This window comes from Capnocytophaga sp. oral taxon 329 str. F0087, from assembly GCF_000213295.2.
GTDB lineage: Bacteria > Bacteroidota > Bacteroidia > Flavobacteriales > Flavobacteriaceae > Capnocytophaga > Capnocytophaga leadbetteri_A.
Map to the genome: position 1 here is coordinate 1 of NZ_KN390009.1, position 21524 is coordinate 21524.

Annotated in this window: 21 protein-coding genes; all 21 read right to left on the minus strand. The window is 41.2% G+C overall.

The annotated features are described in order from the left end of the window. Positions 1–202: 202 nt before the first annotated feature. A complete protein-coding gene (locus tag HMPREF9074_RS06855; protein ID WP_009390333.1) occupies positions 203–1318 on the minus strand; it encodes a glycosyltransferase family 4 protein in 1116 nt (371 codons plus the stop codon). Beyond that, positions 1318–3204 carry an amidophosphoribosyltransferase gene (locus HMPREF9074_RS06860; protein ID WP_009390332.1) on the minus strand — a complete coding sequence of 629 codons (1887 nt, stop codon included), beginning with the start codon at positions 3202–3204 and terminating at the stop codon, positions 1318–1320. The genes HMPREF9074_RS06855 and HMPREF9074_RS06860 overlap by 1 nt, the downstream gene beginning before the upstream one ends. A 2-nt stretch (positions 3205–3206) precedes the next feature. Further along, a complete protein-coding gene (locus HMPREF9074_RS06865; protein ID WP_009390331.1) occupies positions 3207–4157 on the minus strand; it encodes a mevalonate kinase family protein in 951 nt (316 codons plus the stop codon). A gap of 66 nt (positions 4158–4223) precedes the next feature. Beyond that, positions 4224–5192: a hypothetical protein gene (locus HMPREF9074_RS06870; protein WP_009390330.1), complete on the minus strand. Its 969-nt coding sequence runs from the start codon at positions 5190–5192 to the stop codon at positions 4224–4226. A 246-nt stretch (positions 5193–5438) separates the two neighbouring features. Then, positions 5439–6455 carry a hypothetical protein gene (locus HMPREF9074_RS06875; RefSeq protein WP_009390328.1) on the minus strand — a complete coding sequence of 339 codons (1017 nt, stop codon included), beginning with the start codon at positions 6453–6455 and terminating at the stop codon, positions 5439–5441. Between the two features lie 122 nt (positions 6456–6577). Further along, positions 6578–7021, minus strand: a complete 444-nt coding sequence (locus HMPREF9074_RS06880) for a hypothetical protein (protein WP_009390327.1) — start codon at positions 7019–7021, stop codon at positions 6578–6580. 93 nt (positions 7022–7114) lie between these two features. Then, positions 7115–10522 carry an isoleucine--tRNA ligase gene (gene ileS, locus HMPREF9074_RS06885; protein ID WP_009390326.1) on the minus strand — a complete coding sequence of 1136 codons (3408 nt, stop codon included), beginning with the start codon at positions 10520–10522 and terminating at the stop codon, positions 7115–7117. 62 nt (positions 10523–10584) lie between these two features. Further along, complete coding sequence (locus tag HMPREF9074_RS06890) at positions 10585–11784, minus strand: Gfo/Idh/MocA family protein (RefSeq protein WP_009390325.1); 1200 nt, start codon at positions 11782–11784, stop codon at positions 10585–10587. 9 nt (positions 11785–11793) lie between these two features. After that, on the minus strand, positions 11794–12705 hold the full coding sequence (locus HMPREF9074_RS06895) for a ribonuclease Z (protein ID WP_009390324.1): 912 nt from the start codon (positions 12703–12705) through the stop codon (positions 11794–11796). Further along, entirely contained in the window at positions 12696–13016 is a 321-nt protein-coding gene (locus tag HMPREF9074_RS06900; RefSeq protein WP_009390323.1) for a hypothetical protein, read from the minus strand. Before HMPREF9074_RS06900 ends, HMPREF9074_RS06895 begins: the two co-directional genes overlap by 10 nt. Before the next feature lie 21 nt (positions 13017–13037). Next, positions 13038–13223 carry an XRE family transcriptional regulator gene (locus tag HMPREF9074_RS06905; protein WP_231121863.1) on the minus strand — a complete coding sequence of 62 codons (186 nt, stop codon included), beginning with the start codon at positions 13221–13223 and terminating at the stop codon, positions 13038–13040. 37 nt (positions 13224–13260) lie between these two features. Next, positions 13261–13557: a type II toxin-antitoxin system HigB family toxin gene (locus HMPREF9074_RS06910; RefSeq protein WP_009390321.1), complete on the minus strand. Its 297-nt coding sequence runs from the start codon at positions 13555–13557 to the stop codon at positions 13261–13263. 27 nt (positions 13558–13584) lie between these two features. Further along, positions 13585–14856: a serine--tRNA ligase gene (gene serS, locus HMPREF9074_RS06915; protein WP_009390320.1), complete on the minus strand. Its 1272-nt coding sequence runs from the start codon at positions 14854–14856 to the stop codon at positions 13585–13587. A gap of 93 nt (positions 14857–14949) precedes the next feature. Further along, on the minus strand, positions 14950–15213 hold the full coding sequence (locus HMPREF9074_RS06920; protein WP_009390319.1) for a SemiSWEET family transporter: 264 nt from the start codon (positions 15211–15213) through the stop codon (positions 14950–14952). Between the two features lie 53 nt (positions 15214–15266). Beyond that, entirely contained in the window at positions 15267–15713 is a 447-nt protein-coding gene (locus HMPREF9074_RS06925; protein WP_009390318.1) for an RrF2 family transcriptional regulator, read from the minus strand. A 24-nt stretch (positions 15714–15737) separates the two neighbouring features. Beyond that, entirely contained in the window at positions 15738–16880 is a 1143-nt protein-coding gene (locus tag HMPREF9074_RS06930) for an acyl-CoA dehydrogenase family protein (RefSeq protein ID WP_009390317.1), read from the minus strand. Between the two features lie 68 nt (positions 16881–16948). Continuing rightward, the gene (locus HMPREF9074_RS06935) at positions 16949–17779 is read right to left on the minus strand and encodes a helix-hairpin-helix domain-containing protein (RefSeq protein WP_009390316.1); all 831 of its coding nucleotides are present in this window, start codon (positions 17777–17779) and stop codon (positions 16949–16951) included. A gap of 11 nt (positions 17780–17790) precedes the next feature. Next, the gene (gene rlmB / locus HMPREF9074_RS06940) at positions 17791–18531 is read right to left on the minus strand and encodes a 23S rRNA (guanosine(2251)-2'-O)-methyltransferase RlmB (protein ID WP_009390315.1); all 741 of its coding nucleotides are present in this window, start codon (positions 18529–18531) and stop codon (positions 17791–17793) included. After that, positions 18531–18818 carry a virulence protein gene (locus HMPREF9074_RS06945; RefSeq protein ID WP_009390314.1) on the minus strand — a complete coding sequence of 96 codons (288 nt, stop codon included), beginning with the start codon at positions 18816–18818 and terminating at the stop codon, positions 18531–18533. Before HMPREF9074_RS06945 ends, rlmB begins: the two co-directional genes overlap by 1 nt. After that, entirely contained in the window at positions 18806–19015 is a 210-nt protein-coding gene (locus HMPREF9074_RS06950; protein ID WP_009390313.1) for a hypothetical protein, read from the minus strand. The genes HMPREF9074_RS06945 and HMPREF9074_RS06950 overlap by 13 nt, the downstream gene beginning before the upstream one ends. Positions 19016–19055: 40 nt before the next feature. After that, on the minus strand, positions 19056–21518 hold the full coding sequence (locus HMPREF9074_RS06955; protein ID WP_009390312.1) for a DUF4982 domain-containing protein: 2463 nt from the start codon (positions 21516–21518) through the stop codon (positions 19056–19058). Positions 21519–21524 lie beyond the last annotated feature (6 nt).

Genomic DNA, 21524 nt, shown 5'->3' on the forward strand with positions numbered 1-21524 from the left:
TTAACTTGAGTGCCAACGAAATCCCTAATATCTATGTACCTGCTATATCAGTAGATGATTATAAAAGAGCCGCTAAATGGAGTACTTACGCAGCTAAAATACACCCTAAACCATAAACGGGTAGTCCTCAAAAAGTTTAAAACATAAAAAAATCGAACAGTTTATAGCTGTTCGATTTTTTTATATTATATTCTAAAATTAACTAATGGGCAACTTGCTTGTACACTGCCATTAGCTGCTGATATACGGCTTCGTCAGTAAAATGTTGCGCGTGGGCATAGCCTTTCTCTATCATCTCTTCACGCAAAAGGCGGTCGCTACTGATGCGCACTATCGCCTCGCGTATCTCGTCGGCAGCCTTATCTAAACGAATATAGCACGAATGCGCGCCTCCGGCTTCAGCAAAACAACTACCCTCTGAAGTAATAACCGGCACTCGTGAGAAAAGCGCCTCGATAATAGGGATACCAAAGCCCTCGAATACCGAAGGGTAACAAAAAACCTCAGCCATTTGGTAAATCATCGCCAGCTCTTGCATCGATACCCCCTTGAGGGCTAACACGCGGTGGGATAGGTTATGTGCCTTGCAATAGGCTACTATCTGCTGATAATAAGCGGTTTGCGCTCCTACTAACACCAGCGACAAGTCCGACAGCGGGGCTATAGCTTTTACTATTTCGAGGGCATTCTTGCGGGGCTCTATCGCTCCTACATTCAGCACAAAGCGCGCTGGCAGACTATATTTGGCACGTACAGCAGCTTTTTCGGCTTCGGTATACTCCTGTTTAAACGCCTGATGACAGCCCTGATACACTACTGTTATCTTACTCTCTGGCACTTTCAGATAATCGATAATATCGCGCTTGGTCTGCTCGCTAATGGCTATAATATGCTGCGAATGCTGGGCTGCGTAGAAGAATTTGCGGTAATGTATTTTCCTATCAAAATAGGAATACAGCTGAGGGTAACGCATAAAAATAAGGTCGTGAATAGTAACCACTGTAGGCACGTGCTTGTGGATATTGCGGGGTATCTCGCCTGAAAGTCCGTGATAAATATCAATAGGCAGCTGCCTAGCTATATCAGTTATTTTTACGCTACGCCACAGGCTTTTGAGCTTTTTCCAGAAGAAAGATTGTGGGGTAATTTCGGTAGTTTGGGCATCGAGGGTAAGGCGCTGCGTTTTGGCAGGTTTGGGGTTGAAAAGGAAGAGCTTCCCTACCTTATGTTCTTGTAGAATACGGATAAGGTCTCGGCTATAATTGCCGAGACCACGTGTGTTATGAAAAGCGCGTTTGGCATCAAAAGCTATGTTCATTAGTACGCTCGTTCTTTATTTCCTTCGTAAAAGTTGATAAAGGCTCTGTTTACCACTCTATTGCCTCCATCAGTAGGATAGTCGCCTGTGAAATACCAGTCACCGAGGTTTTCAGGGCAGGCTTTGTGAAGATTATCAACGGTTTGGAAAATCACCACTACTTCTGAAGCGAAGTCTTTAGGCAATAGCAAGTCACGTATTTTATCTGAAATCTCCTCGTCGGTGAAAGGAGCATACACCTCTTTCACATAATTGACTACCTTATCATCGGTCAAATCTACCTGAGTGAGGCTCTTCTTATAAACGTCCTCAATAATATGATAGGTATTGCGCTCTTTATGAAGTGCTAACGCTGCCTGAAAAGCGACCAAGTCTTCCAAACGCGCCATATCAATACCATAGCAGTCTGGGTAACGTATTTGTGGTGCTGAAGATACTATCACTATCTTTTTAGGCTCTAACCTACCCAAAATACTAAGGATACTCTTCTTGAGGGTCGTGCCTCGCACAATACTATCATCAATAATCACTAAAGTATCGCCTTTTTGCAGCGCCCCGTAAGTAATATCATACACGTGTGCTACCAAATCATCACGACTGCTATCTTCAGTGATAAAAGTACGCAGTTTCACATCTTTGATAGCTACTTTCTCTGTACGGACTTTCTGCGAGAGTATAGTAGCATAGTCAGAGGTATTAGCTTGTGCTAACTGTTCTAATTTCTGTAAGTTAAGTTGATTTTCAGCTTCTTCTATCAGTCCGAGATAAGCTGTTTCAGCGGTGTTGGGTATGTATGCAAAAACAGTATCTTTCAGGTTATTATCAATAGCTTGAGCTATACGCGTATAGAGCAATTTGCCCAATGTCTTGCGCTCGCGGTAAATATCTTGGTCGCTGCCTCGCGAGAAGTAAATGCGTTCAAACGAACAAGCTTTACGCTCAGTAGGGGTAAGAATTTCTTTGAGGGTTACTTCGCCATTCTTCTTGATAATAATAGCGTTACCAGGAGGTAATTCTTGTACCGCTTCGTATTTTACATTGAAAACCGTTTGTATAGCAGGGCGTTCAGAGGCTACCACTACTATTTCGTCATCTTGGTAATAAAATGCAGGGCGTATACCAGCAGGGTCGCGCAGTACAAAAGCATCACCGTGACCAAACATACCTTCCATAGCATATCCTCCGTCCCAATACTTAGCAGCACGCTTTAGTATGCGCTCTATATCAAGGCGTTCAGCTATAAAAGGTGAGGCTTGCTGCTTGCTGAAGCCTTCTTCTTTCAGACTTCGGTAGAGTTCTTCCACCTCATCGTCTAAGAAGTGCCCCACTCCTTCCATTACTATTACGGTATCTGTTTTGTCTTTAGGATGTTGCCCCAAGCGCACGAGGTTCTGGAAGAGTTCGTGAGCATTGGTCATATTGAAGTTGCCCGCCATTATCAGGTTGCGGTATATCCAGTTATTCTCTCTGAGGAAAGGGTGCACGCTCTCAATACTATTCTTACCAAAAGTACCGTAGCGCACGTGCCCCATAATGACTTCGCCTATATAGGGGAGTTCTCTTTTCTGTTGGGCTACATCATCTTTGAGAGTAGGATTGGCTTTAAAACCTTTATTGATTCGCTCATTTATTTGCGAGAAAATATCTTGTACAGGCTGTTGTGCATTCGAGCGTATTCGGCTGATGTAGCGTTCACCTGGCGCCATATCGAGCTTGATACTCGCCAAACCAGCACCGTCTTGTCCGCGGTTGTGCTGTTTCTCTAACATTAGGTACATCTTATTGATTCCGTAGAAAGCAGAACCATATTTTTCCTTGTAAAACTCAAGGGGTTTAAGTAGGCGGATTAGCGCAATACCGCACTCGTGTTTTATTGTATCGCTCATTATTAAAATTGATATACTACTTCTAATTTATGTCCCGCAAGGGTGCGTTTGGCTTTTTCTAAATCTTCAGTAAAACCTAAAATATAGCCTCCTCCTCCTGAACCACAGAGTTTTAAGAAATAATCACCTGTGTCGATGCCTTGCTTCCAAAGGGTATGAAACTCCTTGGGTATCATAGGTTTGAAATGATTTAGCACAATACTTGATAGGCTTTTTATATTGCCAAACAACGATTTAAAGCGTCCTTTCAGAAAATCATCTATACAAGCATCAGTATATTTGATAAACTCTTCTTTGAGCATCTTTTGAAAGGCTTCATTCTTCATATTTTCCATAAAAATATGCACCATTGGCGCGGTTTCGCCTATGATGCCACTATCTAAGAGGAATACAGCTCCTTTGCCGTCAGGAGTTTGGGTAGGAATGCCCGTAGGCTCAATGTTATCGTAAGAGTTGATGAGAATAGGCAGACTCAAATAACTATTCAGTGGGTCTAAGCCTGAAGAAGTGCCGTGAAAAAACGACTCCATACGCCCAAAGATAGCTTTTAGTTGGAGGAGCTTTTCGCGAGTAAGGTCATCAATGGCACTAATAGGGTCGATAGCGTATTCGCTGTAGATAGCAGCCACCAAAGCACCGCTACTACCAACCCCATACCCTTGTGGAATACTACTATCAAAGTACATTCCGTCTGCAATATCGGCATTGAGTTTCTCGATATTGAAGCGCACTATAGGGTTTGCCTCATTAGTTAGAGTTTCGAGGTGAGAGGCAAAGGCTTTGAGTGCTTCATTAGACTTGTGGGCATCTTCTCTCTTCTGCCCGTTTGGCTCGCACTCTGCTAGGGTCTTCAGCGTACCCTTATAAAAGTTATAGGGAATAGCTAACCCTTTAGAGTTCTTGATAATACCGTATTCTCCGAAAAGAAGAATTTTAGAATAGAAAAGTTTCATTTTTTAAAAATCACTTTGCAAAAGTACATATTTTTTGTCAATCACAAATATTTTTCTTCTGAAAAATTAAAAATACTCTATTTTTCGTTCTACGTAAAGTATAGGAACGCCCTGTTCATATGTAATCATTTTCACCCAATTACCCTGCTTGTCATCCGTATATTTGTATTCACAAAGATAATTGGTTGAAAACGTTAAATGATAGGTCAAACGCCTATCTGAACCAAACTTATTTAAAAACCCATTTTTTTCACTCTCATTTATCAAAAGATATTCCTCTTTCAGATGGTTGTTTTGGTCATAAGTATATTTAGAATGCCATATAAAGTCGTCTATTTTCTGCGAAATTGCTTTAATGAGTTCTCCTTCTGCTCCATATTCATAAAGCCCTCGCCATATAAGTTGGTCGAATTGGTAAAGTTCTTTATTTACAAGTCTCTTATTGTTATAAATGTATATTTCCTTATACAAAGGGAGGTCTTCTACTTTCTTAAAATTTCTTTGGATAAGCTCTCCATCAACATTATAAGTATAAGTGTAGATTGTTTCATCTTTTGTTTTCAGGTCAAGTACTTCCTTTTCTAATTGCCCTTTGGTGTTATAAATAAGGGTATCCTTTGTCTCTAAAAAGTCGTGTACAAACGTCGATTTATCAATAAGGTGATTCTTTTTGTCGTAAGTATACACTATTTTCTTAGGTGATACAGTATTATAGAGCCATTTTTCAGTTATAAAACCATTTTTATCAAAGGTAATAGCCGAAGGGATAATATTTACTAAAAAATGTATGAAAAAAGCTTTTACCCCCATTCGTTCCATTTCGCTGTACTGTTTAATTTTTTCAGGAGGATAAATTCCTTGAGAGAAAGGGGTGCCTTTGATAAAATCGTTATCTTTTGCCTCAGCAAAATAAATAGAAGTTTTCACCGATTTTACCTTGCCTTTTAAGCCTATTTTAGCCCAGTCAGTAGGTACTGATTGGGCATAGGTACTCAAGGAAAACATTAATAGAAATATGTAAAAGAGTTTTTTCATTACTTTTGATAGCTTTTTATGAGTAAGTCTATTTCTTGCATTACTTCATTATGGGGTATCAAAAGCCTATTATCTGCTTGTGTTATACCCTCATCTAACGCTTGCAAAAGAACTTCATCGTCTTGCAAAGTTACCTCCCCATAAGGGTTCTATTTCCACCCCTATCGTAGCAAAAAAGTCTACTATTTGCTGGTACTGATGATAATCAATACTATTACACTATAGTATTCATTTATTGTTTATTTTCTAATTAACTACTTCTCCTGTTTCTATATTAATCTTTATAGATTTAATTCCTTTTTCACCATTCAGTAAGGTGTAGTTTTGCATAAAAGTCCATACATTCCCATTTTTTGAAACACTAAGATTATCTAATCTTGTGTTCTTAGGAAATGAATTAAAAGATTTTACACTATTACTACTTAGCTCCCATTTTTTAATATTATCTTTTAGATTAATTCTGCTGAAAGAATCTCTGTAGAAATATATAATTTCCTCAGAATTCAAAAGGAAATAGTATTTACTGAAAGATGGATCGTCGCTATCTAAGTTATTCACTAACTTTAATTCTGTTTCCGAAGCATATAATAGTTCCCAATTATTGTCATAGAAGAAATATCTACTAAGCTCTCTACCATTAATAGCTATTTCTGTATGTATCTTAAAACCAAATTCTCCCCATATTTCAATATTCTCAATTCGTAAAAGTCTATTTTTGAAATCTATTTTTTTAAGAGTTTCTTGATTAAATAGATATATTAAATAATAATACCTATTTTGAGCATAAGGATCTTTATTCTCTTTGAACGCCATTAAAAATATATTATTATTACTCTTTACTATATTCCAAAGCAGCTGATTTGTTTTTATATATTCTGTTTCTCCAAATCCTTTATCGATAGAAATACTTTCAGGGATATTGACTTTATATTCTTTTATAATTTTACTATTCTCTATTTTATATAGTAACAATTCTCTCTCTGTTTTTTGAGTAATATATGTTATGTCAGTAAAAGTTCTATGGTTTGATCCTGTTTCATTTTCCTCAAATAAGTGTCCATCTACAAAAATTAATGAATAGCCTTTCTGTACAAACCTTATATTAATAAGTTTATCATTTGTATTCATTAATTCTGCTTCAACATCTTTATTGTCAAAAGGTAATTGTTCTATTTTATTACCCTGAATTTTTAGCAATGTAACTTTTCTATCTCCTTTTAATGTAATATACTCAACAGCATTTTTGGTAAGAGAATTTTCCATATATCCTAAAAGATTCCAATCATTATCGTATAAGAACCCTTTTTCATACAATGTACGTTCCTTTCTTATTAAATAACCCTCACCCTCCCTTTTTCTTATATCAAATAAAAGAGTTTTCTTCTCTATTTCTTTAAATTTATTATCATGAAAACAAAAAGCTTTACATAATAACCATCAGGAAAGTTCACATCTCCTATCCAAGCAAAAATACTTCCATCTTTATGCTTCATTATATTAGACTTAACTTTTGATACTTCAATTGTTCTTCCCTCTATCTCTACAGCATTAGGAATAGCTTCTTGATGTTGTACTATTATTTTTCTATCCTCAATTTTATAAAAGTAAAAAGTATTACCTTTTCTACCACTTATAAAAGTAGATTTCCCTTCTTCTAATGCTCCTGTTAGTTGAATGTCATTAGGAATACCTGCTTGTTCTGCTAAAAGTTCAATCCCGTTTTTAGACCTATGACCACTATCTGGTTTTTGCTCATCTTCTTTCTTAGAACAAGAAAAAGATAGGGTTATCAAAAACAAAACAAAAATAATTAGAGATATTTTTTTCATCGGTAAAATATTTTTTATGGGTTATTATTAAAAAACTTTGCCAAAGGTGCCAGCCGCACGGGCTATAAACCTTTGGCAAAGTGTATCATTAGCTTATGATTTTGCAACTACTATTCTTGTTGTTACTTCGTCGAAGGCTATTTCTTCTCCCTCTGGCAGACTCTCTACAAAACTGATGCTATCAGTAAGGGTTTCGTTCTTGATATAGGCTTCGTTGGCTGTAACGGCTGCTTGTAGGGCAGGTTGCGCTTGAAGGCGTATTTGTATACGGTCGGTGATGTCGTAATCGTTGTCCTTACGGATATTCTGAATGCGGTTCACCAACTCACGGGCGATACCCTCTTGGCGCAATTCAGGGGTGATGTGAATATCTAAAGCTACCAACAGACTGCCTGCGGTGGCTACCAACCAGCCTTCTATATCTTGGGTACTGATTTCTACATCGTCCAAACTTAAAGTAACTGCTTTGTCGGGTAGTTGCAAGCTGTATGTTTGTGCTTTTTCAAACTGTGCTATCTCTTCCTGTCCAAAGGCTTGTACCGCTGTGGCAATAGCTTTCATATCCTTGCCAAACTTAGGGCCTAAGGTCTTGAAGTTCGGCTTGATTTGTTTTACCAATATACCCGATGCATCTTCCAAGAGTTCTATTTCCTTCACATTCACCTCGTGCTTGATGAGGTTTGCTACGGCTTCTATTTCGGCACGCTCGGTAGCGTTAGCTATCGGTATCATTATCTTTTGCAAAGGTTGACGCACCTTGATGCTTTCTTTCTTGCGCAACGATAGTACTAAGGACGAGATTGTCTGCGCTTTCTGCATCTTGCTTTCCAATGACTTATCGATGTAGCTTTCGTTAGCTACGGGGAAGTCGGTGAGGTGTACACTCTCTTTGTTTTCTTTACCGGTAACGCTCACCAAGTCTTTGTATAATCTATCGGCATAGAAAGGTGCTACAGGCGCCATCAGTTTGGCGATGGTTACTAGACAGGTGTAAAGCGTTTGGTAAGCGGCTATCTTGTCTGCTTCATACTCCCCTTTCCAGAAACGGCGACGTGACAAGCGCACGTACCAGTTACTGAGGTTTTCTTGTACAAAATCTGAAATAGCGCGAGTAGCGCGGGTAGGCTCATAATCAGCATATAGTGCATCTACTTCTTTGATGAGGGTATTGAGTTCCGAAAGTATCCAGCGGTCTATTTCAGGGCGTTCAGCCAGTGGTATATCGGCTTCAGCATAAGTGAAGCTGTCGGTATTGGCATAGAGCGCAAAGAATGAATAAGTGTTGTAGAGCGTACCGAAGAACTTACGGCGCACTTCGGCTACCCCTTCCAAGTCAAACTTGAGGTTATCCCAAGGGTTAGCGTTAGAAATCATATACCAGCGAGTGGCATCGGCGCCATACTCGGCTATGGTAGTGAAGGGGTCTACCGCATTGCCCAAGCGTTTCGACATCTTTTGTCCGTTCTTGTCGAGTACCAAACCGTTAGACACTACGTTTTTGTACGCCACACTATTGAATACCGAAGTAGCAATGGCGTGAAGTGTATAGAACCAACCGCGTGTTTGGTCTACCCCCTCCGCTATAAAGTCGGCTGGATAGGCGGTGTGATTTTCTATATAGTCCTTGTTTTCAAAAGGATAGTGCCATTGTGCATACGGCATAGACCCAGAGTCGAACCATACGTCGATAAGGTCACTTTCGCGGTGCATTGGCTTGCCTGAAGGCGATACGAGCACTATGTTATCTACTATATTTTTGTGCAAATCTACCTTATCGTAATTGCTTTCGGAGTTGTCGCCCACTACAAAATCTTTATAAGGGTCAGCAGTCATCACGCCTGCCGTGATAGCTTTTTGTATTTCGGCTTTTAGTTCTTCTACCGAACCTATGCAGATTTCCTCTTGCTTATCGTCAGTACGCCAAATAGGTAGCGGGATACCCCAATAGCGCGAACGCGAAAGGTTCCAGTCGTTAGCATTTTTGAGCCAGTTGCCAAAACGCCCTTCACCGGTAGCCTTAGGTTTCCAGTTGATGGTTTCATTGAGCTCGAACATACGCTCTTTGAAATCGGTTACACGTACGAACCACGAGTCGAGCGGGTAGTACAGCACCGGTTTATCAGTACGCCAGCAGTGCGGATAGCTGTGTACGTATTTTTCTACTTTGAAGGCTTTGTTTTCTTCTTTGAGGAGAATCGCTAAACTCACATCCCACGATTTTTCAGGCGCTTGCCCTGCATCGTAATACTCATTTTTGATATATTTACCGGCAAAAGCCTCCGGAATATTGTGCCCTTCAATGAATTTTCCTTGCAAATCTACCAGCGGAATGAGGTTGCCGTGCGCGTCTTTTACCAACATTGGGGGGATACCATATTCTTTGGCTACACGGGCGTCATCAGCACCAAAAGTAGGAGCGATATGTACGATACCTGTACCATCATCAGTGGTAACAAAGTCGCCTGCAATCACACGGAAAGCCTCAGTAGGGTTTTCGGCAGGAGCCCACCAAGGAATAAGTTGCTCGTAAGTAGTACCCACGAGGTCTGCGCCTTTGCATTCTCCTAATATTTGGTAAGGAATTATCTTGCTTTCAGGCGTATAAGCTGCTAAGGCTTCTGCATCACCCTCTACGAACTTTTTGCCGAATTGTTTTGCCAAAAGCGGTTTACCAATGATGATAGTAATGGGCTGAAAAGTATATTGATTGAATGTTTTTAGCAGTACATACTCAATCTCTTTGCCTACAGCTAGTGCGGTGTTAGAAGGCAATGTCCAAGGGGTAGTTGTCCAAGCGAGGATATGGATAGGCTCGGTAGGGTTGCCCAATAGTTTGGCTGCCGCTGCTGACAATGCTTTCACTTTGAACTGTGCTACAACAGTAGTATCGCTCACATCGCGGTAGCAGCCCGGTTGGTTGAGCTCGTGCGATGACAAGCCGGTACCTGCCTTAGGCGAATAAGGCTGAATGGTATAGCCTTTGTATAGCAATCCTTTATTGTAGAGTTGTTTCAAAAGCCACCAAACGCTTTCCATATATTTGGGTTTATAGGTGATGTAAGGGTCTTCCATATCCACCCAATAGCCTATCTTCTCGGTAAGGTCGTTCCAGATGTCGGTATAGCGCATCACGGCCTCCTTACAAGCCTTGTTGTAGTCCTCTACGCTTATTTTTTTGCCTATATCTTCTTTGGTAATACCGAGTTCTTTCTCTACCCCGAGTTCTACGGGCAAGCCGTGGGTATCCCAACCTGCTTTGCGTTTTACTTGAAATCCTTTCTGAGTTTTATAGCGACAGAAAATATCCTTAATAGAGCGCGCCATCACGTGGTGAATGCCAGGTACGCCATTAGCGGATGGTGGTCCTTCAAAAAACACGAACGGAGCAGCACCCTCGCGTGAGGTGATACTCTGCTCAAAGATGTTAGCGGCTTTCCAAAAAGCCAATATTTCTTCTGCTATCTTAGTAAGGTCTAAGTGTTTGTACTCGTTGAATTTCATATACTTAGTTTTTAGTCGTTAGACATTAGTTTGCGGCAAAGATAAAAAATATTTTTTGATTTTTAAAACTCTGGAAATGGCACTACACAATTTCCTCCTGCTATTGATTGCTGAGTAAGTTCTGCTATACACGACCATAGGGCGCCATCATATACATTTTGGTCTAATGGTAAGCCATTCTTCAGGCAGTACACCAAGCGGTAATCCATTACGATGTCCATTGGTTTTTGGTCAGGAAGTAGTGTGCGTAGGTAGGCTGTTTCGCGATAGTAAGGGTGTTCGTATTCCTCTAAATAAGCCGTAATTTCATCGGGAGTAAGCTGTTTTTCCTCTCTATCGTCAAAATAAAGCTGAGGGGCAGGATATTTCTGTATAAAACCTTTAGTGCCACTGAGCATAAAGATACGCGAGTAAGGACGCGGATTGGTTACATCGTGTTGTAATATTATAGTTTTGCCTTTGGCGGTGCGCAACAGACTTATATTCATATCGCCAGTGTAGTGTGCTTGGGCTTCTGCCGAATTTTTGCCAAAATGCTCTTCGGCATATTCGCGCATCCCTACAGCTAAAGACGACATCGATACAAGACTCTCTAAGCGGTCGGTGCGCAGTATGCCCATCGCCTGACAAATAGGCGCGATGCCGTGCGTAGGATAAGGATTGCCCTCAAAGGTTTTGCTGTACTGCATTCGCCACTTGCCCCGCTCTATATCGCGGTCTGTCTGCCTAAAGTTTAAGTGTCGTAAGTCGTGTATATAAGCCCCCTCTGCGTGTACTAATTCGCCCAGTCTGCCCTGTTTTACCAGCTCAATGCTCATCAATTCGAAGTGGTCATAACACACATTCTCAAGCATCATACAGTGCCGTTGCGTTTCTTCAGCTGTGCGGACGATACGCTTACAGTCGGCTATGGTCATTGCCAGAGGCACTTCTATAGCTACGTGCTTGCCACATTGCATTGCATAGATAGCCATAGGGGCGTGTTGTTGCCAAGGAGTCGAAATATAAAGAAGATCAATATTAGGATGTTCACATAGTTTTCGCCAGTCATCAGGAGCGGTATAATAGGCTGGCTGCACGGGTAGATGTGCCGTAAGGGCTTTTACTTTTTGCATAGCTTCTTCGCCCACCTCAGCTATGGCAACTATCTGCACCTCTAACTGCAAATAGCGTTTCACTGCCTCAATACCACGCACTCCTACACCTATAAAGGCAATGCGCAGTTGTGGTATCGAAGCTACAGAAAGGTTAAAAACATCCATTTTTTAGTTTTAGTTGAATACAATTTTCTTGCCGTCTTCAGCCAAATGTACATTAGGGAACACCTCTTGAGCTTCGGCTTTGAAAAGATTGACATCAGCATAACGCGAAGAGTAATGCCCTAATATCAAGGCTTCGGCACCGGCATTCTTAGCGGTAAGTCCTGCTTGGTAGGCTGTAGCGTGCATTGTTTTAGCGGCTAACTCTTCGTTGTTTTTTAAGAAAGTAGATTCGTGATATACCACCCTTGCTCCTTGTATATCAGCAGCTAACCCTTCAAAATAGAGGGTGTCACTACAATAAGCATAGCTTTGCGGACGTTGAGGTGCAAAAGTAAGTACCTCATTAGCAATAACCTCTCCACTATTCAATACTACATCTTTACCATTTTTGATATTCTGATAGTCGCATACTTCTATTTCAGGGTATTGCTGTATAGCATCCATATTCAGTCGGCGTTCTCCTTCTTTTTCCTGAAAGAAAAAACCATTAGTATACACACGATGTTGTAGTGGAATGGTGCGGACTGATACTTTATCATCTTCATAGAGCAACTCAGGCTCTTTGCCAGAAAGTTCGTGAAAGTACAAAGGGAAAGGGGTATAAGCACCCCCCAGCTTGAGGATAAGCAGCACCGCCTCTTTGATACCCTTAGGTCCGTAGATATGCATTTCTGCCTCGCGCCCTAAAAGTTGAAAAGTAGAGATAAGCCCAAAAAGCCCATAGAAATGATCGCCGTGCAGATGCGATATGAAGATATGCTTAATGCGAGCAAACTTAGCATTGGCATTGCGCAATGCTACTTGGGTAGCCTCCCCACAATCTATCAAGAAGAGGTGTCCGCGCATTTCTAGCAACTGAGCCGAAGGGCGCGCGTTAGAGCGAGGGGTAGCGCTATGGCAACCCAATATTGTTACTTCCATAAGTCGCGTTCTATTTCGTCTATTTCTATAAGGTCGTAGGCTTCTTGCAGAGAGGGAGCTAAATTTAGTTCTACTTCAGTCCCCTCATATACTAATTCAGCACTTACCACCGCTATTGATTTTTGGTGTTTTTTGCTATGCTGTTTAGCTATAGATACTAAAGGCTTTAGGTCTTTTGCTGTCCACTTTTCATCTTCTGAAAGCAGCAAAATAAGGTGCTGAGTACTAAGGGACTCCTCTTCTTTAAAACGACTCACAAAATCAGCTACCTCCTCCTTTCTTAAAGCTACTTCAAGAGTATTTTCTTTCATTTTCTATTTATCAATGATTTGCTAATCTATTAATTGACACATTGTCTCATCAGAAAATTGTCTTATCGACTCATCAACTAATATAGGGTAATTTGCATCTTCATACCTCTCTACAATATCTGTCAGTACCATTAGTTCTATATAGTTAGGGTCGTTTTCAGAAGTTTCATCAGAGACCAATTGCAAAAGCTCTCCAATCCGTGCCATTATTGCATTATATTGTATTTCATTCTCTATCATAATGTTATATTTTATTTATACTCTCAATTTTATCGTATTCTTTATGAGTACCTAGAAAACGTATGTATATAATTTTAGGCACAAATAAAATATGTACTACTAACCGAAAGTGATTCCCTTTTATATTAAAAACAAATCTACCATTACCTACAGCATCTACACTATTAAAGTCTCTTTTAATATCTGCATAACAAGACCACTCTGCAATCATTGCCTTATTATACCAATCTTCAAGAGGTATTTTTGCTTCCGCGTGCTTTGTATAAAAATCAATAATAGTTTTCTTAGCAATAATTCTCATTGGTTATGTTTTTCAAAAATTAGTTAATTAGCTAATTATATCAAAACCGGTATATTTTCTGAGTACTTCTGGCACTACTATGCCTTCAGGGGTTTGGTAGTTTTCTAGAATACCTGCCAACACACGAGGCAAAGCAAGCGAACTACCGTTGAGGGTATGCACTAATCGGTTTTTGCCTTCGTTATCTTTGAAACGCAATTTAAGTCGGTTGGCTTGGAAAGTTTCGAAGTTAGACACCGAACTTATCTCTAACCATTTCTCTTGAGCTGTAGAATACACCTCAAAATCATAGGTTATTGCCGAAGTAAAACCTAAATCACCACCACACAAACGCAAAATATGATATGGCAACTTCAACTCATTTAGTATGCCTTTCACGTGCTCTATCATTCCCTCAAGTGCTTTGTACGAATGGTCAGGGTGCTCTATACGCACGATTTCTACCTTGTCGAACTGGTGCAAACGGTTCAGTCCGCGCACGTGTGCCCCATAGCTACCAGCTTCTCGGCGGAAACAAGGCGTGTAGGCAGTACAACAAATAGGCAAATCGCTCTCATTGAGCAATGTATCTCTGAAAATATTGGTTACAGGCACTTCAGCTGTAGGAATAAGGTAAAGATTATCTACCCCTACGTGGTACATCTGTCCTTCTTTATCAGGCAACTGACCGGTACCATAACCTGAGGCTTCATTTACTACGTGAGGTACTTGGTATTCGTTATAACCTGCTTCAGTATTCTTATCGAGGAAGTAGGTGATAAGGGCGCGCTGCAGTTTTGCTCCTTTACCCTTATAAACAGGAAATCCCGCCCCAGTGAGCTTAACACCCAATTCAAAATCAATGAGGTCGTACTTCTTAGCCAACTCCCAGTGAGGCAAAGCGTCCTTGCCTAAATTAGGTATTTCGCCTGCTTCAAACACCACCACATTATCAGCCTCTGAGGTACCTTCGGGCACCAAGTCATTAGGGATATTAGGCACACGGTATAACAATTCGTTTAGACTCTCAACAGTACCATTAAGCGTATCGGTTAGCGTTTTAATAGTATCTTTTAGAGTAGCTGTTTCAGCTTTTAGCGCATTCGCTTTTTCAGTCTCTCCTGATTTGAAGAGGCTACCTATTTCCTTAGAAAGTGTATTCGATTTTGCCAACGACTCATCAAGCGCCAGCTGAGTGCTGCGGCGTTTCTCGTCTAAGGCGATAATTTCATCTATAAGCCCCAACTCTTTGAAGTTGCGCTTTTTAAGTCCCGCAAGTACGCGGTCTTTCTCTTCTCTAATAGTGTTTAGTTGTAACATATTTTTTTAATTAACAAGGTAGAGACTATAAGTATTTTAAACTTTGCCAAAGCCCATAAGTAAAGACTTTGGCAAAGTATATGGCGTTCCTAATTACAAAGCAGTTGCAAAAGCAATAAGACCAAAGATAATACCTGGTAAGTTTGCTAATAATATAGGATAGTCACGTTTCGGTTTTTTGAAGAAACCATACACCACCCATAATGAGCAGTTAATAGCTGCTACCAAAGGCTGTACAGGATTTCCTTTGTGTCCTGCAAGGTTATCACCGATTTGTGGTATGTATGACACATACATACCAATTGAAGCAGCCATAGCTACCCAACCCAAAATGTTAAAAAATTTACTATTTTCCATATATAATTATTTTTATATTGCTTATTTTATTGGCAAATTGACTCATTTGCTCATTAATTATCCTCTTCTATAGCAAACAGAAACGCTTCTTTATTCACTACTTTTTCAGCAAAGTCAGCAATAGAATTTTCTGTCAGCTCTTTTCTAAAGTTATCGCGGAAAGGCTGTACCGAAGTGTGTAGCGGACAAGGTTTTTCATCAGAACAAGGGCGTAGGCTCATTGCACATTTTATAAACTTATCAGCCTCGCCTATCTGTTCTACTACACGCATTAAGGGTTGCTCTTTCTCGTCATCGGTCAGCCAAAAGCCACCTCCAGGCCCCTTGTTAGAGCTTATTACTTTCTTGCGCACTAAGGCTTGAAGTATTTTTGCTAAAAAAGGGAGTGGTATATGTAGCGCATCGGCTACTTCTTTTACCCCTATACGCTTGCTTTCTGATGAGTTAGCGGCAAGATATATCACTGCATTGATGGCATATTTGCTTGAATTAGATAACATAATGTTTTCTTCTTTATTTTCTATTTACAATTTATCTATTTGTCTACTAATTACCAATTTTTGTATCTCAGTAGTCCCCTCGCCTATGGTACATAACTTAGAGTCGCGGAAGAATTTTTCTACCGGAAAATCTTTTGTATACCCATAGCCTCCGTGTATTTGTATAGCTTCAGTAGCTACGCGTACGCACATTTCAGAACTGTACATCTTAGCCATAGCCCCCGATAGGGTAACGCGCTGATGGTTGTTCTTTTGGTAAGCCGCCTTGTGTAGCAAGAGCTCTGAGGCTTCTATTTCGGTAGCCATATCAGCCAGCTTAAAGCCCACCCCTTGTAGCTCGATAAGGCGTTTGCCAAACTGTACGCGCTCTTTAGCGTACTTCAGTGCTGCCTCGTAAGCCCCTTTAGCAATACCGAGTGACAGTGCCCCTATAGAGATGCGTCCGCCATCTAATATCTTCATCGCTTGTATGAAGCCCTCGCCTACTTCGCCCAAACGGTTAGCATCGGGTATTCTACAATCCTGAAAAACAAGCTCTGCCGTTTCGCTAGCACGCATACCGAGTTTGTTTTCTTTTTTACCACTGCTAAAACCAGGGGTTCCTCGTTCTACTGCAAAGGCAGTGATAGCGTGCTTATCGCCTTTCTCGCCAGTGCGTGCAATAACGACTGCTATCTGCCCACTTTTGCCGTGAGTAATGAAGTTTTTAGCCCCATTCAGTACCCAGCTATCACCGTCTTTTACGGCTGTAGTAGCCATACCGCCAGAGTCAGAACCTGTATTGTGCTCAGTGATACCCCAAGCGCCTATCCATTCACCTGAAGCCAACTTAGGCAACCAACGCTGTTTCTGCTCTTCATTGCCAAAACTTAAAATATGATTTGTACAAAGTGAATTATGAGCTGCTATAGAAAGCCCTATCGAAGGGTCTACTTTAGAAATCTCTTCTACTATAGCGATGTAATCGTGGTAATCTAAGCCTGAACCACCATATATTTCAGGCACTAAGACCCCCATAAAGCCTAAATCGCCCGCTTTTCTGAATACCTCTATAGGAAATTCCTGACTTTCGTCCCATTCCATTACGTGTGGACGTACATACTTTTCGGCAAACTCCTTAGCAGCTTGAGCTACCATTAGCTGTGTTTCTGAATAGCTAAAATTCATTCGTTAATTTCTTTTCTTTATTAAATTGCAAAAGTACAAAAATAATTACAACTAGCAAATTTGTTTTTTTAGTTGTCCACGTACAAATACAAGGCTAATCTTTTGATGCGCGCCTCATCAAACCCCTCTATTTGCAAAAGGTCATCGAGGTGTTTGAACATTCCTACCTCTGAGCGCAAGCCTATTATTTTATTGCTTTCGCCATATTTTATGTAGGGTATCTTGCTCAAATCGTATCTGCTTATCGCATTGAGGTCTTTTTTGACTATCACGGGTGGTGTTTTCACCTCAAAACGTGCTGCCACTCGCTCATATACTTCTTTTTCAAGTCCGTATACCTCTGCCACTTGGTCTATATAGGTAAAACCTTGTAGCTTTTCTTTGTATTTTAGTATCCTGTTAGAAAATCCCTCGCCTATACCGTATATTTTCATCAATTCCTCTTGAGTAGCGGTGTTGATGTCTTGCTTTTCGAAGTGCTGTGCGGCTGTTTTCTGCTCACTCTCTTTTCTCTTGTTTTTTACCCATTCGGGGAAACGAAAGGCAGGAGCTATACGGCGGAGCAGACTATCAGAAATACCCGTAACCCGCTGAAACTCTTCAGCAGAATTAACGTACTTGCCTGCTGCGCGAAATGCCTGCAGCTTATCGAGTTGCGCTGTGGTAAGTCCTAATTTAAAGCCTTTATAATCGCTGATAAAATTAGGATTAAAAGGATAAATAGTATCTTTATGGCGTGCTGCCAGCTGCCGTAGCGAATCTAACTCCTTTTGCAAACGAGTATCTTCGACCTCAGCAAATGATGACGAGATAGGCCAATAATAAAACACCAGCTGCCCTACAACCATCAATACCAAAAGTGCTAAAATACCTCTATTGCGCTGATAGTCAAAAAACATTTTTCTAAGGGTTAATTACCTCTCTGCCTAACGACTTCATACAAAAAGACGGCACAGGCTACCGATACATTTAGCGACCCTATTTCGCCTTTCATTGGCAGTTTAGCTTTGCTATCTACCACTTTCAGCACAGCAGGTGAGATGCCCACATCTTCTGCCCCCATTACGATAGCGGTAGGCACGCTAAAATCTTCAGCATATAGCAATTGGTTAGTCTTTTCAGTAGCGGCTACCACCCTAATGCCACTACCTTGTAGGTAATACACAGCATCGACAAGGTTTTCTACCTTACAGATAGGCACCCGAAAGACAGCCCCCGCAGAGGTTTTGACAGTATCGGCCGTGATGCTCACACTACCGCGCTTAGGGATAATAATACCCGACACCCCTGCACATTCAGCCGTACGGATGATAGCCCCAAAGTTGCGCACATCCGAAAGGTGGTCTAAGAGCAGGAAGAGTGGTGTAGCCCCACTTTCGGTAACCGATATTACCAAATCCTCAAAATTGTGGTAATCAACTGGCGAGAGGGTAGCCACTACCCCTTGGTGATTTTTCTTAGTAAGGCGGTTGAGCTTCTCGACAGGTACGTACTGCACCGGCACTTGTGATTGCTGCAATAGTGATAGCAGTTCTCTGAAAAGGTTGCCTTGCAAACCTTTTTGCACAAACACCTTATCGAGGGTTTTACCTGCTTCAAGCGCTTCCATCACCGCCCTAATGCCATATATTTGATATTCTTGTTCTTGCATTAACTATTAGTATTTTCTTTAAACTCTTCTGTGAAATCAGAATAATCCTCTATTTTGAAAGCGCGTATATCTCTGACTGAAAGACAAAACCAAGAGAGTTTTTTCAAACTTTGTATCGCTCTGAAGAGTGTTCTTAAATCACCTTCTGTGGCATAAGTACTCCCCTGTATCCAATAAAAACCATTTTCTTCTAACACTTTCTTTATTTCAGCATAAGCATTGTTATAAGGGTCTTTATAGTGCTTTTTAAGCTCAGAGATAATTAAATCAAAAGCTATAGCGTGCATAATTCTAAGGCTTCTAAAGGTTTAAACATATCTTCTTTTTCAAAAAAAAGCTCTCCTATATCAGTTTTCACATTGATAACTACTCCTACAAAAGGATTATTATCTATCTGCGTAACCGTAGCCTCTACCCAATCGGGTTTGCCTGTAAGTTGTGGGGATACCCATACGCGTTCCCCTACTCTAAATATACTTTTCATATATACTATTCCTTTTTTCAGAAAAGATAATACTGCTATTTTACTTTATAGAAATCGTTCCTTTTAATTTCTTAGTTTTAGCCTCTACATTTATGGTACCTGCTTTATCGCCTGCTTGTACCATCATTACTAATTTGCCGTTGAAAAGGTGCATCTTAGGCAAGTGGAATTGATCGGTGCAGGTAGCATCGCCATTAGCAGCAGCACGATAAGTACCCGCACCTTTTACGGTAAAGGTTACTAAATCATTCACTGTAGGGCATAGATTGCCGTCTTTGTCTACCGCCTCTACGGTAATGAAAGCCAACTCATCGCTATTAGGGCTGAGTTCTGTTTTGTACTCGGTGCTGAGGCGCAAAGCGTAAGGCTTGCCAGCGGTATGTATCTCTTTTTCGGCTACAGCCTTGCCATTGTCGTCATAAGCTACTACCTTCAGAGTACCAGGTTCGTACTTAGTATCCATCCACATTAGGCGGTAGCGTTTTTGTCGGTTTAGGTCTGACGGATTGCCGTCTTTCTCTTTCTCCTCTATTTTTATAGAAAGGTCTTTACTGCGTTTGCCTTGACTCTTACCATTGATGAACAATTCAGCAGAAGGGTAGTTAGTATAAACGAAGATAGGAGTTACTTCACCTTCACGCCCCTCCCAGTTCCAATGCGGTAAGATGTGTAGGGTTTCGGCTTCTTTATTCCAGTGTGAACGATATAGATAAAAACGGTCTTTAGGAAGTCCCGCTAAGTCTACTGCCCCAAAGTAAGAACTATGTGAAGGCCATTCTACGTAATAAGGCGTTGGCTCGCCGAGATAGTCGAAGCCTGTCCAGATAAACTCGCCTATCATATAAGGCAAATCCTCTTGGTGTATCCAGTCATCTTCGGGCAAGTTAGACCAACCGCAGTGCTCTACGTCATAAGAAGAAGATTGCATATCGGGGTACTTAGCCATTGATTTGCGCTGTACTGGGAATTTGTACACTCCACGCGAACTAACAGTAGAGGCTGTCTCACTACCCAACAACAAGCGTTGTGGCAATTTCTTATAGGCTTCTTGGTACTTAAACGGACGGTAGTTAAAACCTACCAACTGCATAGTAGCAGCCATATTGTTGCGCAAGATGTCGTGCGGTCTGTCCATACCATTGCTCACAGGGCGTGTAGGGTCGAGCTGCTGTATGATGCTCTGTAGGTAGTAGGCTACTTGCGAGCCACTCTCTACACTTTGTTCTTCTACCTCGTTGCCAATAAACCACATCAGCACGCTGGGGTTATTGCGATAGTGCTTCACAAGGTTCGTAAGGTCTTTTTTAACCCAGTCTTTGAAGTACAAATGATAGCCATTCTCTACTTTAGGTATCGCCCACTCATCAAAACTCTCTACAGCCAATAGCATACCCATCTCGTCGGCTAAGCGTACGTATTCAGGGGCAGGCATATTGTGTGAGGTACGGATAGCATTAACGCCCATATCTCTTAAAATTAGCAATTGTCGGCGTATTGCACTCTCATTAACAGCCGCACCCAAAGGACCTAAATCATGGTGCATACACACCCCTTGTATTTTAATTTTGCGATTATTCAGGTATAAACCATCATTAGGCTTAAGCTCTATAGTGCGAACGCCAAAGGTAGTAGTTACCTCGTCTTTCAGCTGACCGTCTTCATAGAGTTTGGTAACGGCTTTGTAAAGATTAGGCGCGCCGATGTCCCACAAGCGAGGCTTATCGATGTACATTTCTGACGTAATCTTATCGGTAGTATAAGCCGTTGCTTTGGTATTAGTATGGGCTACTCTTTCCCCTTGTTGGTTGAAAATAGTAGTTTCTGCCGCAAGAGCCCCTTTTTTAGCTGATACAAATTCTGTATTTACCACTACTTTAGCAAAGTCTTGGGTTACTTCGGGCGTAGTAATCTGTATGCCCCATATAGGGATATGCGTTTTATTTTTGGTGATGATATGCACATTGCGGTATAGCCCTGCCCCTGGATACCAACGCGACATTTGGGTTAGGTTGTTCAGACGCACCGCAAGGGTATTGTCTTTAGCTTTTACATAAGGAGTAATATCTAAGAAGAAAGTGTTATAGCCATTGTGCCACTCACCCGCTTTCTGTCCGTTTACAAATACTTCTGGATTGCTCATTGCCCCATCGAACTGTATGAACACCTGCTTATCGGCAGAGAGTTCGGGCACATTGAACTGCGTGCGATACCAGCCCACGCCTACAAAGGGTAGTCCGCCGGTACGACCTGTATGCTCAATAGCCGCTTTTTGTCCGTCTTGCTTAATAGCGGTGCGCTGAATGTCGTTTTCCATATCAAAAGGGCCATAGATAGCCCAGTCGTGAGGGACGGTTACGCGTTGCCATTTAGCATCGTTATAAAGCGTTTCGGCTGCTTGAGGATCATCCTCTCTGCTAAATTTCCACCCTTTCTGAAGGGTCTGTTGTTGCGCCCAGCCTGTAGCAGTAATGCCCAACAATAGTAAAAGGTTGATTTTATTCATTTTTTA

Coding starts and splice junctions, on each gene's coding strand:
- HMPREF9074_RS06955 (WP_009390312.1), bottom strand. CDS start 21,518: ATGAATAAAATCAACCTTTTACTATTGTTGGGCATTACTGCTACAGGC.
- HMPREF9074_RS06855 (WP_009390333.1), bottom strand. CDS start 1,318: ATGAACATAGCTTTTGATGCCAAACGCGCTTTTCATAACACACGTGGT.
- HMPREF9074_RS06865 (WP_009390331.1), bottom strand. CDS start 4,157: ATGAAACTTTTCTATTCTAAAATTCTTCTTTTCGGAGAATACGGTATT.
- HMPREF9074_RS06895 (WP_009390324.1), bottom strand. CDS start 12,705: ATGGAAGTAACAATATTGGGTTGCCATAGCGCTACCCCTCGCTCTAAC.
- HMPREF9074_RS06930 (WP_009390317.1), bottom strand. CDS start 16,880: ATGAATTTTAGCTATTCAGAAACACAGCTAATGGTAGCTCAAGCTGCT.
- HMPREF9074_RS06905 (WP_231121863.1), bottom strand. CDS start 13,223: ATGGCACGGATTGGAGAGCTTTTGCAATTGGTCTCTGATGAAACTTCT.
- HMPREF9074_RS06880 (WP_009390327.1), bottom strand. CDS start 7,021: ATGAAAAAAATATCTCTAATTATTTTTGTTTTGTTTTTGATAACCCTA.
- HMPREF9074_RS06900 (WP_009390323.1), bottom strand. CDS start 13,016: ATGAAAGAAAATACTCTTGAAGTAGCTTTAAGAAAGGAGGAGGTAGCT.
- HMPREF9074_RS06935 (WP_009390316.1), bottom strand. CDS start 17,779: ATGTTTTTTGACTATCAGCGCAATAGAGGTATTTTAGCACTTTTGGTA.
- HMPREF9074_RS06860 (WP_009390332.1), bottom strand. CDS start 3,204: ATGAGCGATACAATAAAACACGAGTGCGGTATTGCGCTAATCCGCCTA.
- HMPREF9074_RS06910 (WP_009390321.1), bottom strand. CDS start 13,557: ATGAGAATTATTGCTAAGAAAACTATTATTGATTTTTATACAAAGCAC.
- HMPREF9074_RS06870 (WP_009390330.1), bottom strand. CDS start 5,192: ATGAAAAAACTCTTTTACATATTTCTATTAATGTTTTCCTTGAGTACC.
- HMPREF9074_RS06875 (WP_009390328.1), bottom strand. CDS start 6,455: ATGGAAAATTCTCTTACCAAAAATGCTGTTGAGTATATTACATTAAAA.
- HMPREF9074_RS06945 (WP_009390314.1), bottom strand. CDS start 18,818: ATGCACGCTATAGCTTTTGATTTAATTATCTCTGAGCTTAAAAAGCAC.
- serS (WP_009390320.1), bottom strand. CDS start 14,856: ATGTTACAACTAAACACTATTAGAGAAGAGAAAGACCGCGTACTTGCG.
- HMPREF9074_RS06920 (WP_009390319.1), bottom strand. CDS start 15,213: ATGGAAAATAGTAAATTTTTTAACATTTTGGGTTGGGTAGCTATGGCT.
- rlmB (WP_009390315.1), bottom strand. CDS start 18,531: ATGCAAGAACAAGAATATCAAATATATGGCATTAGGGCGGTGATGGAA.
- HMPREF9074_RS06950 (WP_009390313.1), bottom strand. CDS start 19,015: ATGAAAAGTATATTTAGAGTAGGGGAACGCGTATGGGTATCCCCACAA.
- HMPREF9074_RS06890 (WP_009390325.1), bottom strand. CDS start 11,784: ATGGATGTTTTTAACCTTTCTGTAGCTTCGATACCACAACTGCGCATT.
- HMPREF9074_RS06925 (WP_009390318.1), bottom strand. CDS start 15,713: ATGTTATCTAATTCAAGCAAATATGCCATCAATGCAGTGATATATCTT.
- ileS (WP_009390326.1), bottom strand. CDS start 10,522: ATGAAATTCAACGAGTACAAACACTTAGACCTTACTAAGATAGCAGAA.